Source organism: Acinetobacter sp. TAC-1 (assembly GCF_029025845.1).
Taxonomy (GTDB): domain Bacteria; phylum Pseudomonadota; class Gammaproteobacteria; order Pseudomonadales; family Moraxellaceae; genus Acinetobacter; species Acinetobacter guillouiae.
This window is the reverse complement of sequence record NZ_CP118892.1, coordinates 4,374,537-4,391,162: the sequence shown is the minus strand read 5'-3', so window position 1 is coordinate 4,391,162 and position 16,626 is coordinate 4,374,537. Positions and strand designations below refer to the sequence as shown.

General features: G+C 39.3%; 15 protein-coding genes. 8 read left to right on the top strand and 7 right to left on the bottom strand.

Annotated features, from left to right (window positions below; translation table 11 throughout):
* The first annotated feature begins 2 nt into the window (after positions 1-2).
* Positions 3-776 carry a hypothetical protein gene (locus tag PYV58_RS20555; RefSeq protein WP_034613565.1) on the top strand — a complete coding sequence of 258 codons (774 nt, stop codon included), beginning with the start codon at positions 3-5 and terminating at the stop codon, positions 774-776.
* A gap of 64 nt (positions 777-840) precedes the next feature.
* On the opposite strand, the gene thrC is transcribed toward PYV58_RS20555, so the two are convergent.
* The 4 genes from thrC to xerD all read right to left on the bottom strand — a co-directional run bounded on the left by thrC (position 841) and on the right by xerD (position 5,398).
* A complete protein-coding gene (thrC, locus tag PYV58_RS20550; RefSeq protein WP_004818568.1) occupies positions 841-1,980 on the bottom strand; it encodes a threonine synthase in 1,140 nt (379 codons plus the stop codon).
* Positions 1,981-2,115: 135 nt separating this feature from the next.
* Positions 2,116-3,420 carry a homoserine dehydrogenase gene (locus PYV58_RS20545; protein ID WP_004718385.1) on the bottom strand — a complete coding sequence of 435 codons (1,305 nt, stop codon included), beginning with the start codon at positions 3,418-3,420 and terminating at the stop codon, positions 2,116-2,118.
* A gap of 125 nt (positions 3,421-3,545) precedes the next feature.
* On the bottom strand, positions 3,546-4,358 hold the full coding sequence (locus PYV58_RS20540) for a thioredoxin fold domain-containing protein (protein ID WP_034613569.1): 813 nt from the start codon (positions 4,356-4,358) through the stop codon (positions 3,546-3,548).
* A 122-nt stretch (positions 4,359-4,480) separates the two neighbouring features.
* Positions 4,481-5,398 (bottom strand): site-specific tyrosine recombinase XerD, encoded by a 918-nt coding sequence (gene xerD / locus PYV58_RS20535; RefSeq protein WP_034613571.1) that lies wholly within the window; start codon positions 5,396-5,398, stop codon positions 4,481-4,483.
* Positions 5,399-5,566: 168 nt separating this feature from the next.
* Here xerD and PYV58_RS20530 point away from each other — a divergent pair, with 168 nt between their 5' ends.
* Genes PYV58_RS20530 through PYV58_RS20520 form a run of 3 tightly spaced genes read left to right on the top strand, consistent with a single transcriptional unit; the run spans position 5,567 to position 7,976 of the window.
* Positions 5,567-5,836 (top strand): FeoA family protein, encoded by a 270-nt coding sequence (locus tag PYV58_RS20530; protein ID WP_004718380.1) that lies wholly within the window; start codon positions 5,567-5,569, stop codon positions 5,834-5,836.
* Positions 5,833-7,695, top strand: coding sequence for a ferrous iron transport protein B (gene feoB, locus PYV58_RS20525; RefSeq protein ID WP_034613576.1), 1,863 nt, complete (start codon positions 5,833-5,835; stop codon positions 7,693-7,695). The genes PYV58_RS20530 and feoB overlap by 4 nt, the downstream gene beginning before the upstream one ends.
* Before the next feature lie 29 nt (positions 7,696-7,724).
* The gene (locus tag PYV58_RS20520) at positions 7,725-7,976 is read left to right on the top strand and encodes a DUF6587 family protein (protein WP_034613579.1); all 252 of its coding nucleotides are present in this window, start codon (positions 7,725-7,727) and stop codon (positions 7,974-7,976) included.
* A 198-nt stretch (positions 7,977-8,174) separates the two neighbouring features.
* On the opposite strand, the gene PYV58_RS20515 is transcribed toward PYV58_RS20520, so the two are convergent.
* On the bottom strand, positions 8,175-9,977 hold the full coding sequence (locus PYV58_RS20515; RefSeq protein ID WP_034613582.1) for an ABC transporter ATP-binding protein: 1,803 nt from the start codon (positions 9,975-9,977) through the stop codon (positions 8,175-8,177).
* Between the two features lie 290 nt (positions 9,978-10,267).
* On the opposite strand from PYV58_RS20515, the gene PYV58_RS20510 reads away from it, so the two are divergent.
* Complete coding sequence (locus tag PYV58_RS20510; protein WP_004718376.1) at positions 10,268-10,891, top strand: alpha-ketoglutarate-dependent dioxygenase AlkB; 624 nt, start codon at positions 10,268-10,270, stop codon at positions 10,889-10,891.
* Here the strand turns inward: PYV58_RS20510 and PYV58_RS20505 are convergent.
* Positions 10,876-11,577: an NAD(P)H-dependent oxidoreductase gene (locus PYV58_RS20505; protein ID WP_034613588.1), complete on the bottom strand. Its 702-nt coding sequence runs from the start codon at positions 11,575-11,577 to the stop codon at positions 10,876-10,878. The genes PYV58_RS20510 and PYV58_RS20505 overlap by 16 nt on opposite strands.
* 314 nt (positions 11,578-11,891) lie before the next feature.
* Complete coding sequence (locus tag PYV58_RS20500; RefSeq protein WP_004818582.1) at positions 11,892-12,680, bottom strand: IclR family transcriptional regulator C-terminal domain-containing protein; 789 nt, start codon at positions 12,678-12,680, stop codon at positions 11,892-11,894.
* A gap of 545 nt (positions 12,681-13,225) precedes the next feature.
* Between PYV58_RS20500 and PYV58_RS20495 the strand changes: the two genes are divergently transcribed.
* The 3 genes from PYV58_RS20495 to PYV58_RS20485 are packed head-to-tail and all read left to right on the top strand — an operon-like array spanning position 13,226 to position 16,581.
* A complete protein-coding gene (locus PYV58_RS20495; protein WP_034613591.1) occupies positions 13,226-15,310 on the top strand; it encodes an FUSC family protein in 2,085 nt (694 codons plus the stop codon).
* A 2-nt stretch (positions 15,311-15,312) separates the two neighbouring features.
* Positions 15,313-15,519, top strand: coding sequence for a DUF1656 domain-containing protein (locus tag PYV58_RS20490; protein ID WP_004818586.1), 207 nt, complete (start codon positions 15,313-15,315; stop codon positions 15,517-15,519).
* A gap of 51 nt (positions 15,520-15,570) precedes the next feature.
* Positions 15,571-16,581 carry an HlyD family secretion protein gene (locus PYV58_RS20485; RefSeq protein WP_034613594.1) on the top strand — a complete coding sequence of 337 codons (1,011 nt, stop codon included), beginning with the start codon at positions 15,571-15,573 and terminating at the stop codon, positions 16,579-16,581.
* The last annotated feature ends 45 nt before the right edge of the window (positions 16,582-16,626 follow it).

Sequence of the window (16,626 nt, the reverse complement as noted above, 5' to 3'; positions counted from 1 at the left end):
GTATGGCGACTTATGTGATACGTGCAAAATACTTTGGCTATAACGATGAGGTTTTTTATATTGCGGGAAATCGTATTGCCAATATTTTTGACAATAAACAACAGGCAGAAGCAACCTATAAGCAACTTGAAATTGAGAGTGCGCGTGATTTTGCTCTATATGAAGTTGAATCGCTTTTTGAAGCGGATGAGGCGCAATTAAAACAACTGGATGATTTTGTCTTTGCGCGTTGTGGTGAACATATTCTGGATGATGATGAATTATCTATGGATGTATTACCTGCAAGCTTAAATGATGAGGATACATTTGAATTTGTTCAGCTTGCCGAGATGCAAAAATTTCAGTTGATACAGTTTGATCAAGAAGTGAAATTTTATGGTTTATGGTCGATGAAAAAGCAACAATGGTTTGAAGAGCATGATGAGGGTTTTGCTGGTTTGGTTTATTCAGAAAACTCAGAAGTGCTTAGAAAGAGTGTGGGGAAAATTTTTGCTGAATATGACTATTGTTCTATTCATCTCAATGGAACCTTATCAGAACTTTCAGAGCAACCAGGATTGTTGGAAGCATTGATTGCAACTGAATCAGGTCTAAGCTATGACGAGGCTGAGCAAAAGTTAAGCATAGCTTATTCGAAACATGAGGCTTTATATGCAGTAAATCCTTTACTCAAGCAGCCTTTATTTGAAATCAAGGAAATTAGTCTTGAAGATATTCAACGTATAGAAAAGGACTTGGCAAGACAGTATAGCTATGACCAATATGAAGAAGAATAATGTTGAGCTTGAGCATATAAAAAACCAGTTGCGCACAACTGGTTTTTTATAAATGAATGCGTTATTACATATTTGAAAGAATAGAGTCTTTCACTTGATTCATTGTTGCATCAATAGACAGCATCACTGCATCTTCACATTGTTTAATTGCAGTATCAGGATCTTTTAGACCATTACCTGTCACAGTACATACAATCACAGAACCTTCAGCAATTTTACCTGCTTTGATATCACGAATTGCACCACCGATAGATGCCGCAGAAGCAGGTTCAACAAATACACCTTCATACATAGAAAGCAGACGTTGCGCTTCTAAAATTTCAGCATCAGTCAATTCATCAAACCAGCCATTTGAGTCACGAACGACCGCTTTAGCATGATTAAAGCTTTGAGGATTACCAATACGAATTGCTGTTGCAACTGTTTCTGGGTTTTCAACAGGACCACCACGTAAGAACGGTGCAGCACCAGAAGCTTGATAACCGACCATGATCGGACGACCTTCAGGGTTTGGACCTGTAAACTTATCTGTTGCAGGGTCATAAACCACTTGTTCAAATGCTTCAACAGGTTGATTCGCAACTGCTTCGGTATAACCCATCCAATGCGCAGTGATATTACCCGCATTACCGACAGGTAAGCAGTGGTAGTCAGGCGCACGACCTAACGCTTCTACGATTTCATAAGCAATGGTCTTTTGACCCTGTAAGCGGTATGGGTTGATTGAGTTAACAATCGTTACCGGTGCTTGGTCTGCAACTTCTTTAACCAAACGCATGCCGTCATCGAAGTTGCCACGAATTTGCATAGTGATCGCGCCGTACATCATCGCTTGTGCCATTTTACCCATGGCAATTTTGCCCTCTGGGATTAACACAAATGCTTTGATACCCGCACGAGCAGCATATGCAGCAGCAGCAGCAGAGGTATTGCCTGTAGATGCACAGATAATCGCCTTAGAGCCTTCTTCTACCGCTTTGGTCACTGCCATGGTCATACCACGGTCTTTAAACGAACCTGTCGGGTTTAAACCTTCATACTTCACATAAATTTCAACATTCTTACCAATAATACCGGGAATATTGTCTAATTTAATGAGAGGCGTATTACCTTCATTTAAAGAAATAGCACGTGTAGTTTTCGATACTGGTAAGCGGTCACGATAGCGATCAACAAGTCCTGTATAGCGATTGGCATTAGACATGATGGTGTTCCAATTGTGTGTAGAGCAAATAAGATATTCTTTTAACCTCTAAGCCTCTACTCGGAGAGGCTGAGCCATTCATTGAATGGCGCTTTGCAGGGTATTGCTGCAAATTTAGAGGAGTTTAAAACCCGATTAGTTATCGAGCAATTCTAAACGAATTCGTACGATTTCGCCATGGATAGCAGGTAAGGCTTGAATTTGTGCAATCGCTTCATTCATTTTCGATTCGACGATCGGATCAGTCAAAATCACGATAGGAATCAGATCTTTTAAGCGAGGTTGCTGCATGATGGCATCAATACTGATCCCCGTGCGACTTAAAATTGTTGTTACATCTGCAAGTACGCCAGTTTGGTCTTCAGCATTTAGACGCAAATAATAACCTGTAGTCATCTCATCACTCGACAAGATATGCAAGTCAGAAAGAGCTTCAAAGGCAAGCTGAGGAATAGTACCTGAACCATCTTCTGTGTAAATGATATCACGGACAATATCAACCACATCTGCCACAACCGCAGAAGCAGTAGGGCCTGCGCCTGCACCTGCGCCATAATACAATGTAGGACCAACTGCATTGGCTTGAACCAGAACAGCATTCTTCACGCCATTTACATTGGCAAGAAGTTCTTCTTCAGGAATCAGGGTTGGGTGTACGCGAAGTTCGATGCCTTTGCTAGAACGACGTGCAATACCCAAGTGTTTGATCTTATAGCCAAGCTCTTCAGCGTATTTCACATCTTGTGCAGTAATCTTGGTAATACCTTCGGTATAAACTTTATCGAACTGTAAAGGAATACCAAAGGCACATGATGCAAGAATAGTCAGCTTATGTGCAGCATCAATGCCTTCAACATCAAACGTTGGATCTGCTTCGGCATAACCAAGTTCTTGCGCTTCTTTGAGTACGTCCGCAAAGGCACGACCTTTTTCACTCATTTCAGTCAGAATGAAATTGCCTGTACCATTGATGATGCCTGCCAGCCATTCAATTTTATTGGCTGCTAAGCCTTCACGAATGACTTTGATAATTGGGATACCACCGGCAACCGCTGCTTCAAAGGCAACTTGTACGTGGTGATCATCAGCTGCTTTAAACAGCTCATTTCCATGTTCTGCCAGTAAAGCTTTGTTTGCCGTTACCACTTGCTTGCCATGTTTAATGGCTTCCATCATGACTTCATAAGCAGGGTGGATACCGCCCATGACTTCAACGACAACATCAACATCAGGCTGGCGGACGATATCTAGCAGGTCGGCGCTCTGTTTAATGCTTGCTGGTAAATTTAGATCTGGACGTGGACGACGCGTACCTACGTGGGTAATTTCAATTTCTCGGCCGGTGCGACGTCTAATTTCAGCAGCGTTTTCTTGTAGTAGTTTAAGGGCACCACCGCCTACGGTTCCAAGACCGAGTATTGCCAGACGAACTGGTTTCACGTCACACTCCAATTATGTATATAAATTATATTAAGCTTAGATCATAGCTAAAAAATGCGCCAGACTCTAGAGTCTGACGCATCTTTATATTGAGCTATAAATAATAGTAAATTTACTGATAAAAATTATTTATTTAAACGGCTTTCAATTTCATCAGCAGTCATATAACCGCCCAGATATTCACCCTCTGCATTGTAGATTGCAGGGGTACCATTTACACCCATTTTTAGACCTAAAGCATATAGGTCGCGAACAGGATTTTTACAGCTTGCTGGTGGAAGTGTAGTACCGGCAATGGCTTGATTAAATGCAGCACTACGGTCTGCACTACACCAGATACTTTCCATCGTCGGTATAAATTGTTCACCACGTGGCCATGCGATATAACGTATTTCAATACCTTTAGCCGTGATTTCACTGATATGTTCATGAAGTTTATGGCAATAAGGACAGCTTGCATCAGTAAATACATAGATCACATGTTTAACCTTACCTTGCGCAGGGTAAACCAACAGGTCCTTAATATTTAACTCAGCAAGATATTTCTTGTTTTCTGCAGCTTGTATTTTGTCACCAATGCTACTGAGTTTATCGCCACCTAAACGGATTACATCGCCTTGGATCAGGAATTTACCATCAGATGTTGCATAGACTGAGCTCATGCCTTCCATACTGATCCAATAAAGATTGGGCATTTCAGTCGGTTTCGCATCTAAAATTTTGGCTTTAACACCAGCTTTTTTGAAATTGGCTTGTAATGTTTGGATTAGACGTTGTTTTGCATCACGCTCAGTTAAATTCGATGCCTCACCTGTTGCAGGTGCTGTCGCAGTTAAAGTGTCATCTTTTTTTGAGTCTGGATTCTTTGAACAAGCACTCACTGCCATCGTGCTTGCAATAAGACAAGCCAACATCAATTTTGAACGATTCAATTGCATAAATAACTCTTTATGTTTCTTCAGCATGATTTGAGGGAATTAGCATAACAAAATTTTTAATAGTGTACTTTAAAACTTGATTAAGGGATGTAAATTGCCGATATACACGTCATGCTCAGCCATCAAGCACGTGGATGATATTTTTCATGCAGTTGCTGCATACGGATTTGTGCGACATGGGTATAAATTTGTGTGGTCGATAAATCACTATGCCCCAAAAGCATTTGCACCACCCGTAAGTCAGCGCCATGATTTAAAAGATGCGTTGCAAAAGCATGACGTAAGGTATGTGGTGATAGCTCAGCTTGAATCCCAGCTTGTAAGGCATAACGCTTGATGGCATACCAAAAGTTTTGACGACTCATGATGCCACCATGTTGGGTTAGAAATAGATAATCGGTAGCGGATTTATACAGTTGTGGGCGAGATTCTGTTAAATATTTTTCTACCCATTCACATGCCATGCCCCCCAAAGGCACCAAACGTTCTTTATTGCCTTTACCTGTGATTCTTAAATAGCCTTGTTTTAAATTGATCAAATCTAATCTTAAATTTAAAAGCTCTGAAACACGTAAACCACAAGCATAAAGCACTTCAAACATGGCGCGATCACGCATACCTAACGCTGTTGTGACGTCTGGTGCTTGGATCAGTGCTTCAACGTCTTGCTCCGATAAATCTTTAGGCAGTGCTCGTCCGAGTTTTGGGGTTTTATGGGTCGCGACAGGATTATCTAAACGAATCTTTTGTTCACGTAAAAACTTAAAAAACGAACGTAAAGCAGAAAGTGAACGGGCAATTGACCGAGGGCTTTTACCTTGTTTGGTGAGTTGAATAAGCACATCGGAGATGTCTTCATGTGTCCAATTCGGAAGGTAAGAATTTACACATTCACTACATTGAATTAAGTCCGATAAATAGGCGTTTCTTGTATGCGGACTGACCGTTTGCGCAATTAAATAGTCACGGAATCCCTGTAAAAAGCCTAGATTTTCAGGAATGGCAACAGCAGCAGGAATACGTGGTTTCTTATTTAGCATGGGCTTCGGTGGTGTTTAAAACTTATTTGTTGATGGAATGTAGACTAAAAGAAAACATAAGTCGAATATCGTATTTGAATGAGAATTGTAATCAAACCTTACTTGGTAATTATTCTCATTTGTATGTATAATAGTCTGTCTATCGTGTAAATTTTAGGGTTAATTGCTGTGCGTTTGTCAGACTTGAAAGTAAAGCAAACTGCCATTATCGCAAAGGTCAATCGCACCTCGCAAGATAATGTCAATCAGCCAGATTTAGTGGCGAGTCGTTTAGAAACTCTAGGTTTTGTGCCTGGCACACGTGTACAAGTGATCACAAAAGGTGTTTTTGGTGGTGATCCTATTCTCATTCAAATTGGTTTTACTCGATTTGCGTTACGTAAGATCGAAGCCGAAAAAATTGAAATACATCAGGCATTAGAAGGAGCTTCCGCATGAGCGAAACTTTACGTATTGCTTTAGTGGGAAATCCTAACTGCGGTAAAACTTCACTTTTCAACCATTTAACCGGTACACGTCAAAAAGTTGCCAACTATGCTGGGGTGACTGTTGAACGTAAAGTGGGTACATTTAATTTACCTTCTGGTCGTGCAGTACGTGTTCTGGATTTGCCTGGAACGTATAGCCTCGATGCAGCCAGTCCTGATGAAGCCATTACCCGTGATGTGGTTTTGGGGAAAATTGCCGGTGAACAAGATCAACAGGCATTTTTATGTGTGGTGGATGCAACCAACTTAAAATTACATTTGGGACTTGTGCTTGAAGTCATTGAACAAGGCAAACCGATTCTGCTTGTATTAAACATGATGGATGAAGCACGTCGTCGTGGGATGCAGATCAATACCCAAAAATTATCACAGCGTTTAGGTATTCCCGTGGTGGAAACGGTTGCTGTGCGTAATGCAGGGATTGAAAACTTGATGGGTGCTTTGGAAAATGAAAAATTCCACACACCAAGTGCAGAACTGAGTGATGTTAAGCTTTCAGGTTCCAATCATGAAAAAATTGACCAAATCTTAAAAGATGTGGTGATTTTTTTAGATCATGAAGACAAACGTACTGATTTTCTCGATAAGATTTTTTTACACCCCGTTTTAGGACTTCTTAGCCTTGCGCTGATGATGTTTATTGTTTTCCAAGCAGTATTCGCTTGGGCAGCGCCATTTATGGATGGTATTGAAGAATTTTTTGGCTGGTTTGGTGGCTGGATTGGGCAGTTTATTACCCAACCACTACTTCACAGCTTAGTGGTCGATGGGATCATTGCAGGTGCAGGTAGTGTAGTGGTGTTCTTGCCACAGATTCTAATTCTGTTCTTCTTTATTTTGGTTTTAGAAGAGTCAGGCTATCTACCGCGTGCGGCGTTTCTACTCGATAAATTGATGTTTAAAGCAGGCTTAAGTGGTCGGGCATTTATCCCACTGTTATCCAGTTTTGCCTGTGCGGTACCTGGGATCATGGCGACTCGAAGTATTAGTGATCCACGAGATCGTTTGGTGACGATACTGGTTGCACCGTTGATGACATGTTCAGCGCGTTTGCCAGTGTATGCCTTGCTGATTGCTGCATTTATTCCAGCGAAAATGGTTTGGGGTTTCCTTAATCTACAAGGTTTAGTGCTCTTCGGTTTATACATGGCGGGAATTGTGAGTGCGCTCATTGTTGCGACCGTGCTGAAGTTTTTCCAGAAAGATAAATCACAACATGCTTTATTGATGGAATTACCAAGCTACCGTATCCCAGATATAAAAAGTGTATGGATTGGGTTGTTAGACCGTGCCAAGATCTTCTTAAAGCGCGTCGGTGGCATTATCTTCGCTTTATCGATTTTGTTATGGTTCTTGTGTACATTCCCTCAACCGCCAGAAGGCGCGACATTACCCGATATTGACTACTCTTTTGCTGGGATGTTGGGGCATGTAATGCACCCAATCTTTGAACCGCTTGGATTTAATTGGCAAATCTGTATTGCTTTAATTCCAGCGATGGCAGCACGTGAAGTTGTGGTTGCAGCATTGGGTACGGTTTATGCGTTATCCGCAGCGGATGATGATGCAGTCGCTCAAGGTTTATCACATCTGATCAGTCAGGGTGATTTAAGCTGGTCAGTTGCAACAGGTTTATCGTTGTTGGTGTGGTTTATCTATGCACCGCATTGTTTAGCGACATTGGCTACGGTAAAACGTGAAACAGGTTCTTGGAAAACTGTTGCTGGTATGACAGTTTATCTATTTGGTTTGGCTTATTTAATGGCTTTCCTCACTTATCAAATTGCGTCACGTTATTTTGGTCTATAAGCCAGAATCTTGAAGCAAAGGAGCTAGAGATGATTGAATTTTTGATTATTGCGGTATTGGTGATTTGGAGTGCAATTTTTGTATTTAAGAAAGTCTTCCCAAAGTCAGCGTATTCGGTGTTTTCTAAACTGGCTCAATTTTGTCAGTCGCAAAGTTGGAATCGTTTAGCCAAATGGATTCAGCCTGCGATGGTGAGTGGATGCGGTGGCGGTTGTGGTTGCAGTAGTGCTGAAACGGACAATCCTAAAAAAGTTGAAGTCCAAGCAGTAAAATGGAAATGATTAGCCTCTAAATTATTACTCTAAAAAGAAAAAAGCCATTCTAGAACATAGAGTGGCTTTTTATTTGTATGTGGGAATAGTCCATAAAAGATAATTTATCTCGTTAGCAGATAGGCATATCTTGAATGATCCAATGCTGCAGAAAGCAATTTAATCAGTATGAGCTTCTGTAGGTTAATACAAAGCACCAACTAGACTTTAGCTATGAGTTTCTTCCTCGCCATCATCTTCAAAAGTTCGTGCAATTTTTTCGATATTTAAGCTTTTAGCCATTGCATCAAAAATTTCCTTATAAGCACCATCTTGATGATAAAGATTATGATGTTCACCATGCTCAACGATTTGTCCTTCTTTCATCACATAGGTGTAATCGGCATCAATAATTTGTGAAAGGCTATGCGAGATCATAATCACAGTTCGGCCTTGTTTAATCTCATCTAAGCTTTGTTTGATTTGCTCTGAAGCGATGGCATCTAAACTCGCTGTGGGCTCGTCTAAAAAGATAATTGGCGGGTTTTTAAGGAACATTCGAGCAAGTGCGATTCGCTGTTGCTGTCCGCCAGACAATAGCAAGGCATCTGCTTCATAGGCATGGGGTAATTTTAAAATCTGCTCATGAATCGAGGCTTTTTTGGCAGCTGCGATGACTTCTTCATTGCTTGCATGGGGCTTACCATAACGAATGTTTTCTAAAATTGAGCCTTGGAAAATATGATTCTTTTGCAATACCAAGCCTATATGTTCTCTTAAATAGTGTGTATCGAGTTGCTCTAAATCAATCCCATCGAGTTTGATACAGCCTGAGTTCGGGGCATAAAATTTATCCAGTAGGCTGATTAAGGTTGATTTCCCCGCACCTGATAAGCCGACTAAGGCTGTGATTTTATTGGGTTGAATAGTCATGTTAATCCGATGTAAGGCTTGATGACCATTCGGGTAGATAAAATCAACATTTTCCAATCCAAATTTGCCATGAATTTGAGGTTTCATTAAACCACTTGCTTCGATTTCATGATCTGCTTCTAAGATACCAAAGAAGCTTTCTGAATAGATCATTGCTGAGTTAATTTCATCATAAATACGATGCAAAGAGCGGATCGGTGCAGACACGTTATTGAACAACAATACATGGTACATGATCATCCCTATACTCATTTGTCCATCTAAAACAAAGTAAGCAGTTAAGATAATGATCAGGACTACACCAACTTGTTCGATAAAGGTTTTTAGACCATCAAAAATATAGCTGGTTTGTCGAGTTTGCATCTGATTTTCAGTCAGTGACTTTTGTAAATTCAGTTGCTTGGTGGATTCAACAGCCTCTTTATTAAAAGATTTAATCACTGTAATTGAGTTAATAATACTCAAAATACCTTGATTCTTCTTTTCCATGTTATCGCGCAAGGCTCGGCGTTTGCCGGAAAGCTTTTGTGATTGTTTAAAGGTCAGCCAAAAGTAAATTGGTACAATGATTGTCGCGACCACACCCACCCAGAAATTGGCATAATACATTAGGGCTAAAGCGATAATTGCACTGGTAAATAACGGTAAAATATCAATAAAAAAGATTTGTACCAGCCGAGTGAGCGAGCTAACTCCACGGTCGATACGGGTTTGTAATTTTCCTGCTTGGTTATTTTTCTGATCGAAAAAGGCCAATCGATAGGTAATAAACTTTTCGATAATGCCCTGAGATAAATCCTGTGAAATTAAAATTCTGAGTTTTTCACCAAATGATTTTTGCCCAAATTGAACAATTGCATTGATGACTTCTTTGGCCAATAAAACCACAGTAATGGTAATGATAATGTGCCATCCATCCGCTAGGCCTTGTCCTGCTTGGATCAGATGGTTAATGCTGTCTACAGCATATTTAAGTGTGAGGGCATTGACCTGAGCGGTGAGTGAGCCAATCAACGTTAACACTAAGGTAACGATGACAAGCCAGCGGTAGGGGCGTACAAAGGGGCGTAATTTTTGAAATAATTGCCATAAATTCATAGGTTTTTGCTTTTTATCAGCTTGGTTTTAGTCTAAAGCTGAATAAACTTTGCTACAAGTGATTGCTATGTTTTGAATTGTGAAAGATTTTAATAATGCCTTACACTAGTCCAAATCTTCACGCTCAAAATTCTATTTAAATTCTTCAACTTGCTGAATTAATTTGTATATTTATCCATGATATGACCTACTATTCTTCATATTAAAGTTGTTTAATTTTGATCAAAAATGACTTGTTTCATGTTAAATATTGATTCATTGTTGGATGAACCCGTAGCTCATTTTAGACCATGAATTTAGATTTATTTGAACCTGAAGCACAAGATAATTTACTGCCTTATGATGGGGTAGTAAAAGACTTTGGCTTAATTTTGGATCATGAACAAAGTCAAAAATATTTAAACTATTTTCTACAGCATTTGGCTTGGCAACATGATGAAGTTTATTTGCATGGTCAATATTATAAAACTGAGCGCAAAGTGGTGTGGTATGGCGATGATGATTACCAATATCATTATTCAGGTATGGCAAAACAAGCCCATATCTGGAATCCCGCTTTATATCGACTCAAACAGCATATCGAGCAACTCACAGGGCAAACTTATAATTCCTGTTTGGCAAATTTATATGAAAATGGTTCACAAGGCGTGGGTTGGCATAGTGATGATGAGCCATCATTGGAAGCGCCCAACCACAATGTGGTGATTGCTTCATTGAGTCTTGGCGCTACTCGAAAATTCAGTTTTAAGCACAAGTGGAAAGCTAAAAAAGTAGATTTACTTTTACACAGTGGTCAGTTGATTGTGATGCAAGGGCAGACCCAACGTTATTGGAAACATACCCTCGCCAAATCCACACGAATTTTAGCGCCTCGTGTAAATTTGACTTTTCGTTACTTTTATCCAAGTGGATAAAGCTTGTCATCAAATTGTTCAAGTTTAGGAAAGTCTAATGCAGGTAAATTTTCTAAGTTATGTAAATATTGCTGATAATCAAGCAGGATTTGTTGGCGTGCTTCATTAGAAATATATGGGACATGGTAAGCGGTAAATGGTGGCAACACGTCAAAGCCTGCATAAGCTAAAGTTCCACGTTGGATCGGCAGTAACAAGTCTTCAATTGAACCATGAATCGCATGATCACCAAACATATGTTCACGGCCACCCAAGGTAAAGCTTAACAAGGCTTTTTTCCCCACCATTCCGCCGTGGTTATAAAAACGTTTACCACCATAGAAAATACCAGAAACGAATACGCGATCAATCCAGCCTTTTAAGATGGCAGGTACAGACGTCCAATACATGGGGAAACTTAAAATCACTAAATCTGCTTTTTGTACTTTTTCAATTTCAATCTGAATGTCTGCGGCAATCTGCTTATTTTTACAAGCATGGCGTTGCTCCAAAGCATAATTCATATATTCAGGATGACTCAGTTCTGAGAAATCCTCTCGTGATGCGATTGGATTAAAATTCATGGCATACAAGTCTGAAACTTCTACTTGATGCCCTAATTTTTCCAAGACCTCTACAGCATGATCTTTCATTGCGGTTGTAAATGAAAGGGGTTCAGGGTGTGCATGGACGATGAGAATATTCATAACATTCCTTAATTAAAATTATGCATCATTGTTATTGGCTGCTTTAGATTATTCCTCAATGAAAATGATTCGCCAATTACTCTAATTATTTTTTTAATGGCTTAAAAGTAAACTTAATGGATAAAAAAATTGCACATAAAAAAGCCTATGTTTAAACACATAGGCTTCCTTACTCTGAGGAGGAATTGTTTTCGCAAAAACAATGTCCAAAAAAATCATGGATTACTGAAGAACATAATCATATTATGAGAATATAAAAACATTATCAAGAGATAAAAACATTACAAAATGTTAAATTATCAAGATGATTGCGCTTATGGGTGAAATTCAGATAATTGGTCATTGGCAGAGAGTGCTTGATAGCGTTTTTCAATCTGTGCAGCAGACTCTTGCAAGGTTTCAATTAGTTTTGGGGTGTTGACGTATTCAAAACGATTTTTTGAAGCAAGTACGGTCAATGCTAAAGGCGCTTCTTTACTTGAAAACTTCACCGGGATAGATAAGCCAGAAACATTTGGATCAAGTTCGCCTTGTGAAAAATAATAACCTTGTTTTTTTATTTTTTTCATTTTATTAACAAAGGTTTCTTCATTTTCAGCAAAACCAACTTCAGTTAATTGTGTTGCAAAGCGAAGGTAATATTCATGAATTTTTTGTTTAGATAAATGCGCCATGATCACTTTAGGTGAGGAGCCCATAAATACGGGACGAGGGCAACCACGACCATAAGAAAGTAAAGTTTCATCACGATACACCTCATGATGAACATCAATACAATAGTCATCATTTAAATGTGTCAGTAAACAGCAAAGCTCTGTACGTTCTGAAATTTCTTGCATAAATGGTTTGCTGATTTGAACCAATGGATCGGTGGTTCTAGAAATATAGTCCATCACAGCAATTTTAGGACCAAGGGTGTAATCGCCTGAAGTTCCATTTAAGCGTTGCAAAATATCAGCCGAAACTAATTCTTTTAAATAGCGATAGCTGGTCGGTTTAGATAAACCAAGCTCTTCACAAATCACATCGACATTAATTACTGGGCGAGACACCGAAAATAAATCCAATACGGTGAGAATTTTGCCAAAACTGGAAAGTGCCATTGATGACCTACTCAATTAGTGAGAATCAAAAAAAATAATAATGAATGTTACTTTATAACAAATTGTTCAAGAAAAAACAGTGGAATTTGCATTGTAAATGCAAATGATTCTACATTTTTAACTTTAGTGGTTATTTTGAGAAAAAGCACTACATTTGAACATCAAAGTAAATTATATTTAGTTGTATTATCAAGATGAGATATTTTTATTGATTATTTGTGTTTTTTTTGAGATTATTGCTGATATGAATATCCAATGGTGAATTTATACTTTTCTAGAAGTATAAATTTTTATCATAAATTGAGTCCTTCTCTACTCAATCGTTGTATTTGAGCAAATGCCTAAATTTGTTCTTCTATTCACATCTTTTTTAAAACCACACTGTTTATTTGACTAAGCAGTACGGTTTTTTGGTCGCTAAGAAAAGAAAATGTGATGTGTACAACAAAGCCTCATAAAAGTGGTGAATATCAGCTTGCTAGATCTTAGAGAGCTAGAGATGACAGAGAAAATCAATGAAATTGAATTTATAGTGAGTTGCTTGCATGTTACTGATCAAACCCTTATTGGCTTTTAGACCCAATAAACTCGATTGGATTTTTGCGAGCAAAACTTTCATTGCAGGAATGCTGGCACTCTATATCGCATTTGAGCTCAACCTGAGCTATCCGATTTGGGCGATTGGTACAGTCTTTGTGATTGCCAATCCTTATTCGGGCATGATGGCATCAAAAAGTATCTATCGAATTTTAGGAACCTTGATCGGAGCAATTTTTGCTATCGCAGTGATGCCTCATTTGGTTAATACCCCTTGGTTATTTACCTTTGTACTGGCAGCTTGGGTGGGGATCTGTCTATATCTGTCTTTAATTGACCGATCACCACGCAGTTATGTGGTGATGTTAGCGGGTTATACCGCAGTGATTATTTGTTTTAACTCGATTTATTATATCGAGACGGTGTCTATTTTCGACATGGCTGTGGGTCGTTTCTTGGAAATCTCATTGGGTGTGGTGTGTAGTGCTGTGGTCTCTGCCACTATATTTCCTATGCATATTGGGCCTGTGGTCGAACTCCGTGTCACTAAAACCATGCAAGACACTAAACAGGCTTTTGACTCAATTTTGTCTGATCCCGCACATACAGATAATTATACTCAGCTATTGACCAATATCACGCGTGATACAACAGATATTCATAGTATGGCTGTGCATCTAAGTTATGAAACTTCAAAATTTAAGGGCATGACCAAACCACTCCAAGAGTTGCTACATCAAGTGACGATGTTAGTGGCAAACTTGGTCGCAATGTCAGAACGGATCAAGCAACTGGATCAAATTGATTTAACTTATCGTTCGTATCTGCTTGAGTTTCACCAAAAGATTGATGATTTTTTAGAAGGTGAGAATGCCATTCTTGAAGATGAGCTTAAGCACTTACCTGAACATTTTGATCAAGAATTTCAAACCATCACTGAACATGCAACTGCTAAACAACAGGTGATTTTGGGCAGTCTAAAAATGGATATTCGCCATTTTATTCAAAATGTTCGTGCAGTGAAGTTTATTTGGCAATGCATGCAGCAAGGTAATCATAGCTTACCGGAATCCATTGTACCTTTAACCACAACCTATCCCAGTTTACATCGTGATTATGGCGTTGCGGTACGTGGCGGGATATCGGCATTTTTAACCACCAACATTGCCTGTGCATTTTGGATTTTAAGTGGCTGGAAAATAGGCTTTATGGTGGCAGAAATGGCCGCAATTACAGCATGTATTTTGACCTTTTTAGATGACCCTGTACCTGCGCTAAAAATATTTATCCGCTCCAGTATTTATGCCGCTATTTTGGTTTTTATTTATGCATATGGGATTTTTCCGCATATCACCGCATTTTGGGAGTTAGCCGTTGTATTAGCCCCCTTTATTATGTTCTGTGTGATGTTGTATTTACATCCGCCGTTGCATGCACTGGGCTTACCGCTGATTATGAGTACGATTATGGGGTTAAATCTGCAAAACCGTTATTTGATGGATCAGATCACCTTTTTTGATGCTTCGATTGCAACCGTGATTGGGCCGATTATCACGGTTTGTATCATGCAAATGGTACGTTCAATGTCCCCTGAGATGACGGTAAAACGGATGTTGGCTTTACACTATAAAGCTATGCGGGAAAGTATTGCGATGTCTTATGGAACGGGCTTTAGAATTCATTTACGCAGTATGCTTGATCGTATTGGCGTGTTAAATACCAAATTGATTCAGTCAGAACAGCTCAAAATCGAAATTAATAATGCTTTGATTGAGTCGAGTGCCGTAATTGATTTAACTCGTTTGCAGGAGCTGGTCCAAAAATTGTCGCCTGAATCTACGACGACCAGTGCAATTGTTAAATTACAAGGCCTACTTAACCAGTGGTTAAGCGAAAAAGCAGTAACTCAGCCTGATGATAACTTACGACAAGCATTGATTCAGCAATTTGATCAAGTCTTACAAGATGCGCAAGCGGTAGGTGATCAAGATATCCGACAGCGTATAGAAATTTCTGTGAATAATATTCGTAATAGTATTTGTCATATTCATCTGGTTGATGCACAACTTTCAACTGTTTTATTGGGAGCATAAATATGGGGGAGCTCAACATTTATGGTGTTTATGTCCCAATATTTTTAATTCAAGCAATTCTGGCATTCATCATCTGGAAAGTGGTGTGTATTGGTACAGATCGCTTAGTTGAAAAAGAATGGATTGCATTACCTGGAATTTTTAATATCTGTATCTATCTGATTTTATTATGGTCGATTCATTGGGTATTTATTCAGATGACGACTTAGCTGCTGCAATAGAGCTGATTTATTTTTAAGTTTAATGATTGGAAAATTGAAATGAATACGTTTGACATACGTAAGGCAATCCGGCCAATATCATTGGGTATCGTGGTGATTATTGCGATATTTTGTGCGCTGCATATCTGGAATTACTACAATGCAGAACCTTGGACACGTGATGGGCGTGTCCGTGGCGATGTTATTCAAGTGTCTTCTGATATTGCTGGTTTAGTCACAGAGGTGATGGTTCAAGATAACCAAACCGTGAAAAAAGGGCAGGTGCTTTTTAAAATTGATTTAGCACGCCAAACTTTAGACGTGGAACAAGCAAAATCAGATCTTGCAAAAGCCCAGTCAGGACTGGCTGAAGCAGAAGCGGGGCTTGCTGAGGCAAAAGCCAATATTGTGAAATCAAAAGCCAATATCAATCTTGCAGATAAAAATGCACGTCGATATGCAGACCTGATGAATGGTGCGATCTCTAAACAAGAACAAGATCAAATGTTTGCTACACGAGATCAATCTCATGCAGAGCATCAGCAATTGCAAGCTGCGGTACAACAAGCAGAAGCCAATATCAAACAACAAAAAGCTTTGATTGAAGCAGCAACCAGTAGTGTGCATTTGGCGCAATTGAATATGCAACGTTCAGAAGTGATTGCACCTGCAGATGGAACATTATCAAATTTTGATTTGCGCGCAGGAAATTATGTCAAAGTTGGGCAAGCTGTTGCCGCTTTACTTGATCGTAAACAGCTCTATGTTGTGGGATATTTTGAAGAAACCAAACTCAATAAAATACATCTAGGTGATCCTGCAACAGTACAACTCATGGGCGATTCTTTGAAATATAAAGGCCATGTTCAAGGGATTGCGTCTGGGATTGAGGATCGTGAACGGACCACTTCGTCAGGCTTATTGGCCAATGTAAATCCAACATTCAGCTGGGTACGTTTGGCTCAACGGGTACCTGTGAAAATTATTTTAGATGAAGTGCCCCATGATTCATTGGCCTTTGTGGCAGGGCGTACCGTGACAGTACATATTTTGGAAAAAGCAAAAAAATAACCAGTATCCATCATTAAACTTCGATCTTAAAGCCCATTGAAAAAT

Coding starts and splice junctions, on each gene's coding strand:
- PYV58_RS20555 (WP_034613565.1), top strand. CDS start 3: ATGGCGACTTATGTGATACGTGCAAAATACTTTGGCTATAACGATGAG.
- thrC (WP_004818568.1), bottom strand. CDS start 1,980: ATGTCTAATGCCAATCGCTATACAGGACTTGTTGATCGCTATCGTGAC.
- PYV58_RS20540 (WP_034613569.1), bottom strand. CDS start 4,358: ATGCAATTGAATCGTTCAAAATTGATGTTGGCTTGTCTTATTGCAAGC.
- xerD (WP_034613571.1), bottom strand. CDS start 5,398: ATGCTAAATAAGAAACCACGTATTCCTGCTGCTGTTGCCATTCCTGAA.
- feoB (WP_034613576.1), top strand. CDS start 5,833: ATGAGCGAAACTTTACGTATTGCTTTAGTGGGAAATCCTAACTGCGGT.
- PYV58_RS20520 (WP_034613579.1), top strand. CDS start 7,725: ATGATTGAATTTTTGATTATTGCGGTATTGGTGATTTGGAGTGCAATT.
- PYV58_RS20515 (WP_034613582.1), bottom strand. CDS start 9,977: ATGAATTTATGGCAATTATTTCAAAAATTACGCCCCTTTGTACGCCCC.
- PYV58_RS20510 (WP_004718376.1), top strand. CDS start 10,268: ATGAATTTAGATTTATTTGAACCTGAAGCACAAGATAATTTACTGCCT.
- PYV58_RS20505 (WP_034613588.1), bottom strand. CDS start 11,577: ATGAATATTCTCATCGTCCATGCACACCCTGAACCCCTTTCATTTACA.
- PYV58_RS20500 (WP_004818582.1), bottom strand. CDS start 12,680: ATGGCACTTTCCAGTTTTGGCAAAATTCTCACCGTATTGGATTTATTT.
- PYV58_RS20495 (WP_034613591.1), top strand. CDS start 13,226: ATGTTACTGATCAAACCCTTATTGGCTTTTAGACCCAATAAACTCGAT.
- PYV58_RS20490 (WP_004818586.1), top strand. CDS start 15,313: ATGGGGGAGCTCAACATTTATGGTGTTTATGTCCCAATATTTTTAATT.
- PYV58_RS20485 (WP_034613594.1), top strand. CDS start 15,571: ATGAATACGTTTGACATACGTAAGGCAATCCGGCCAATATCATTGGGT.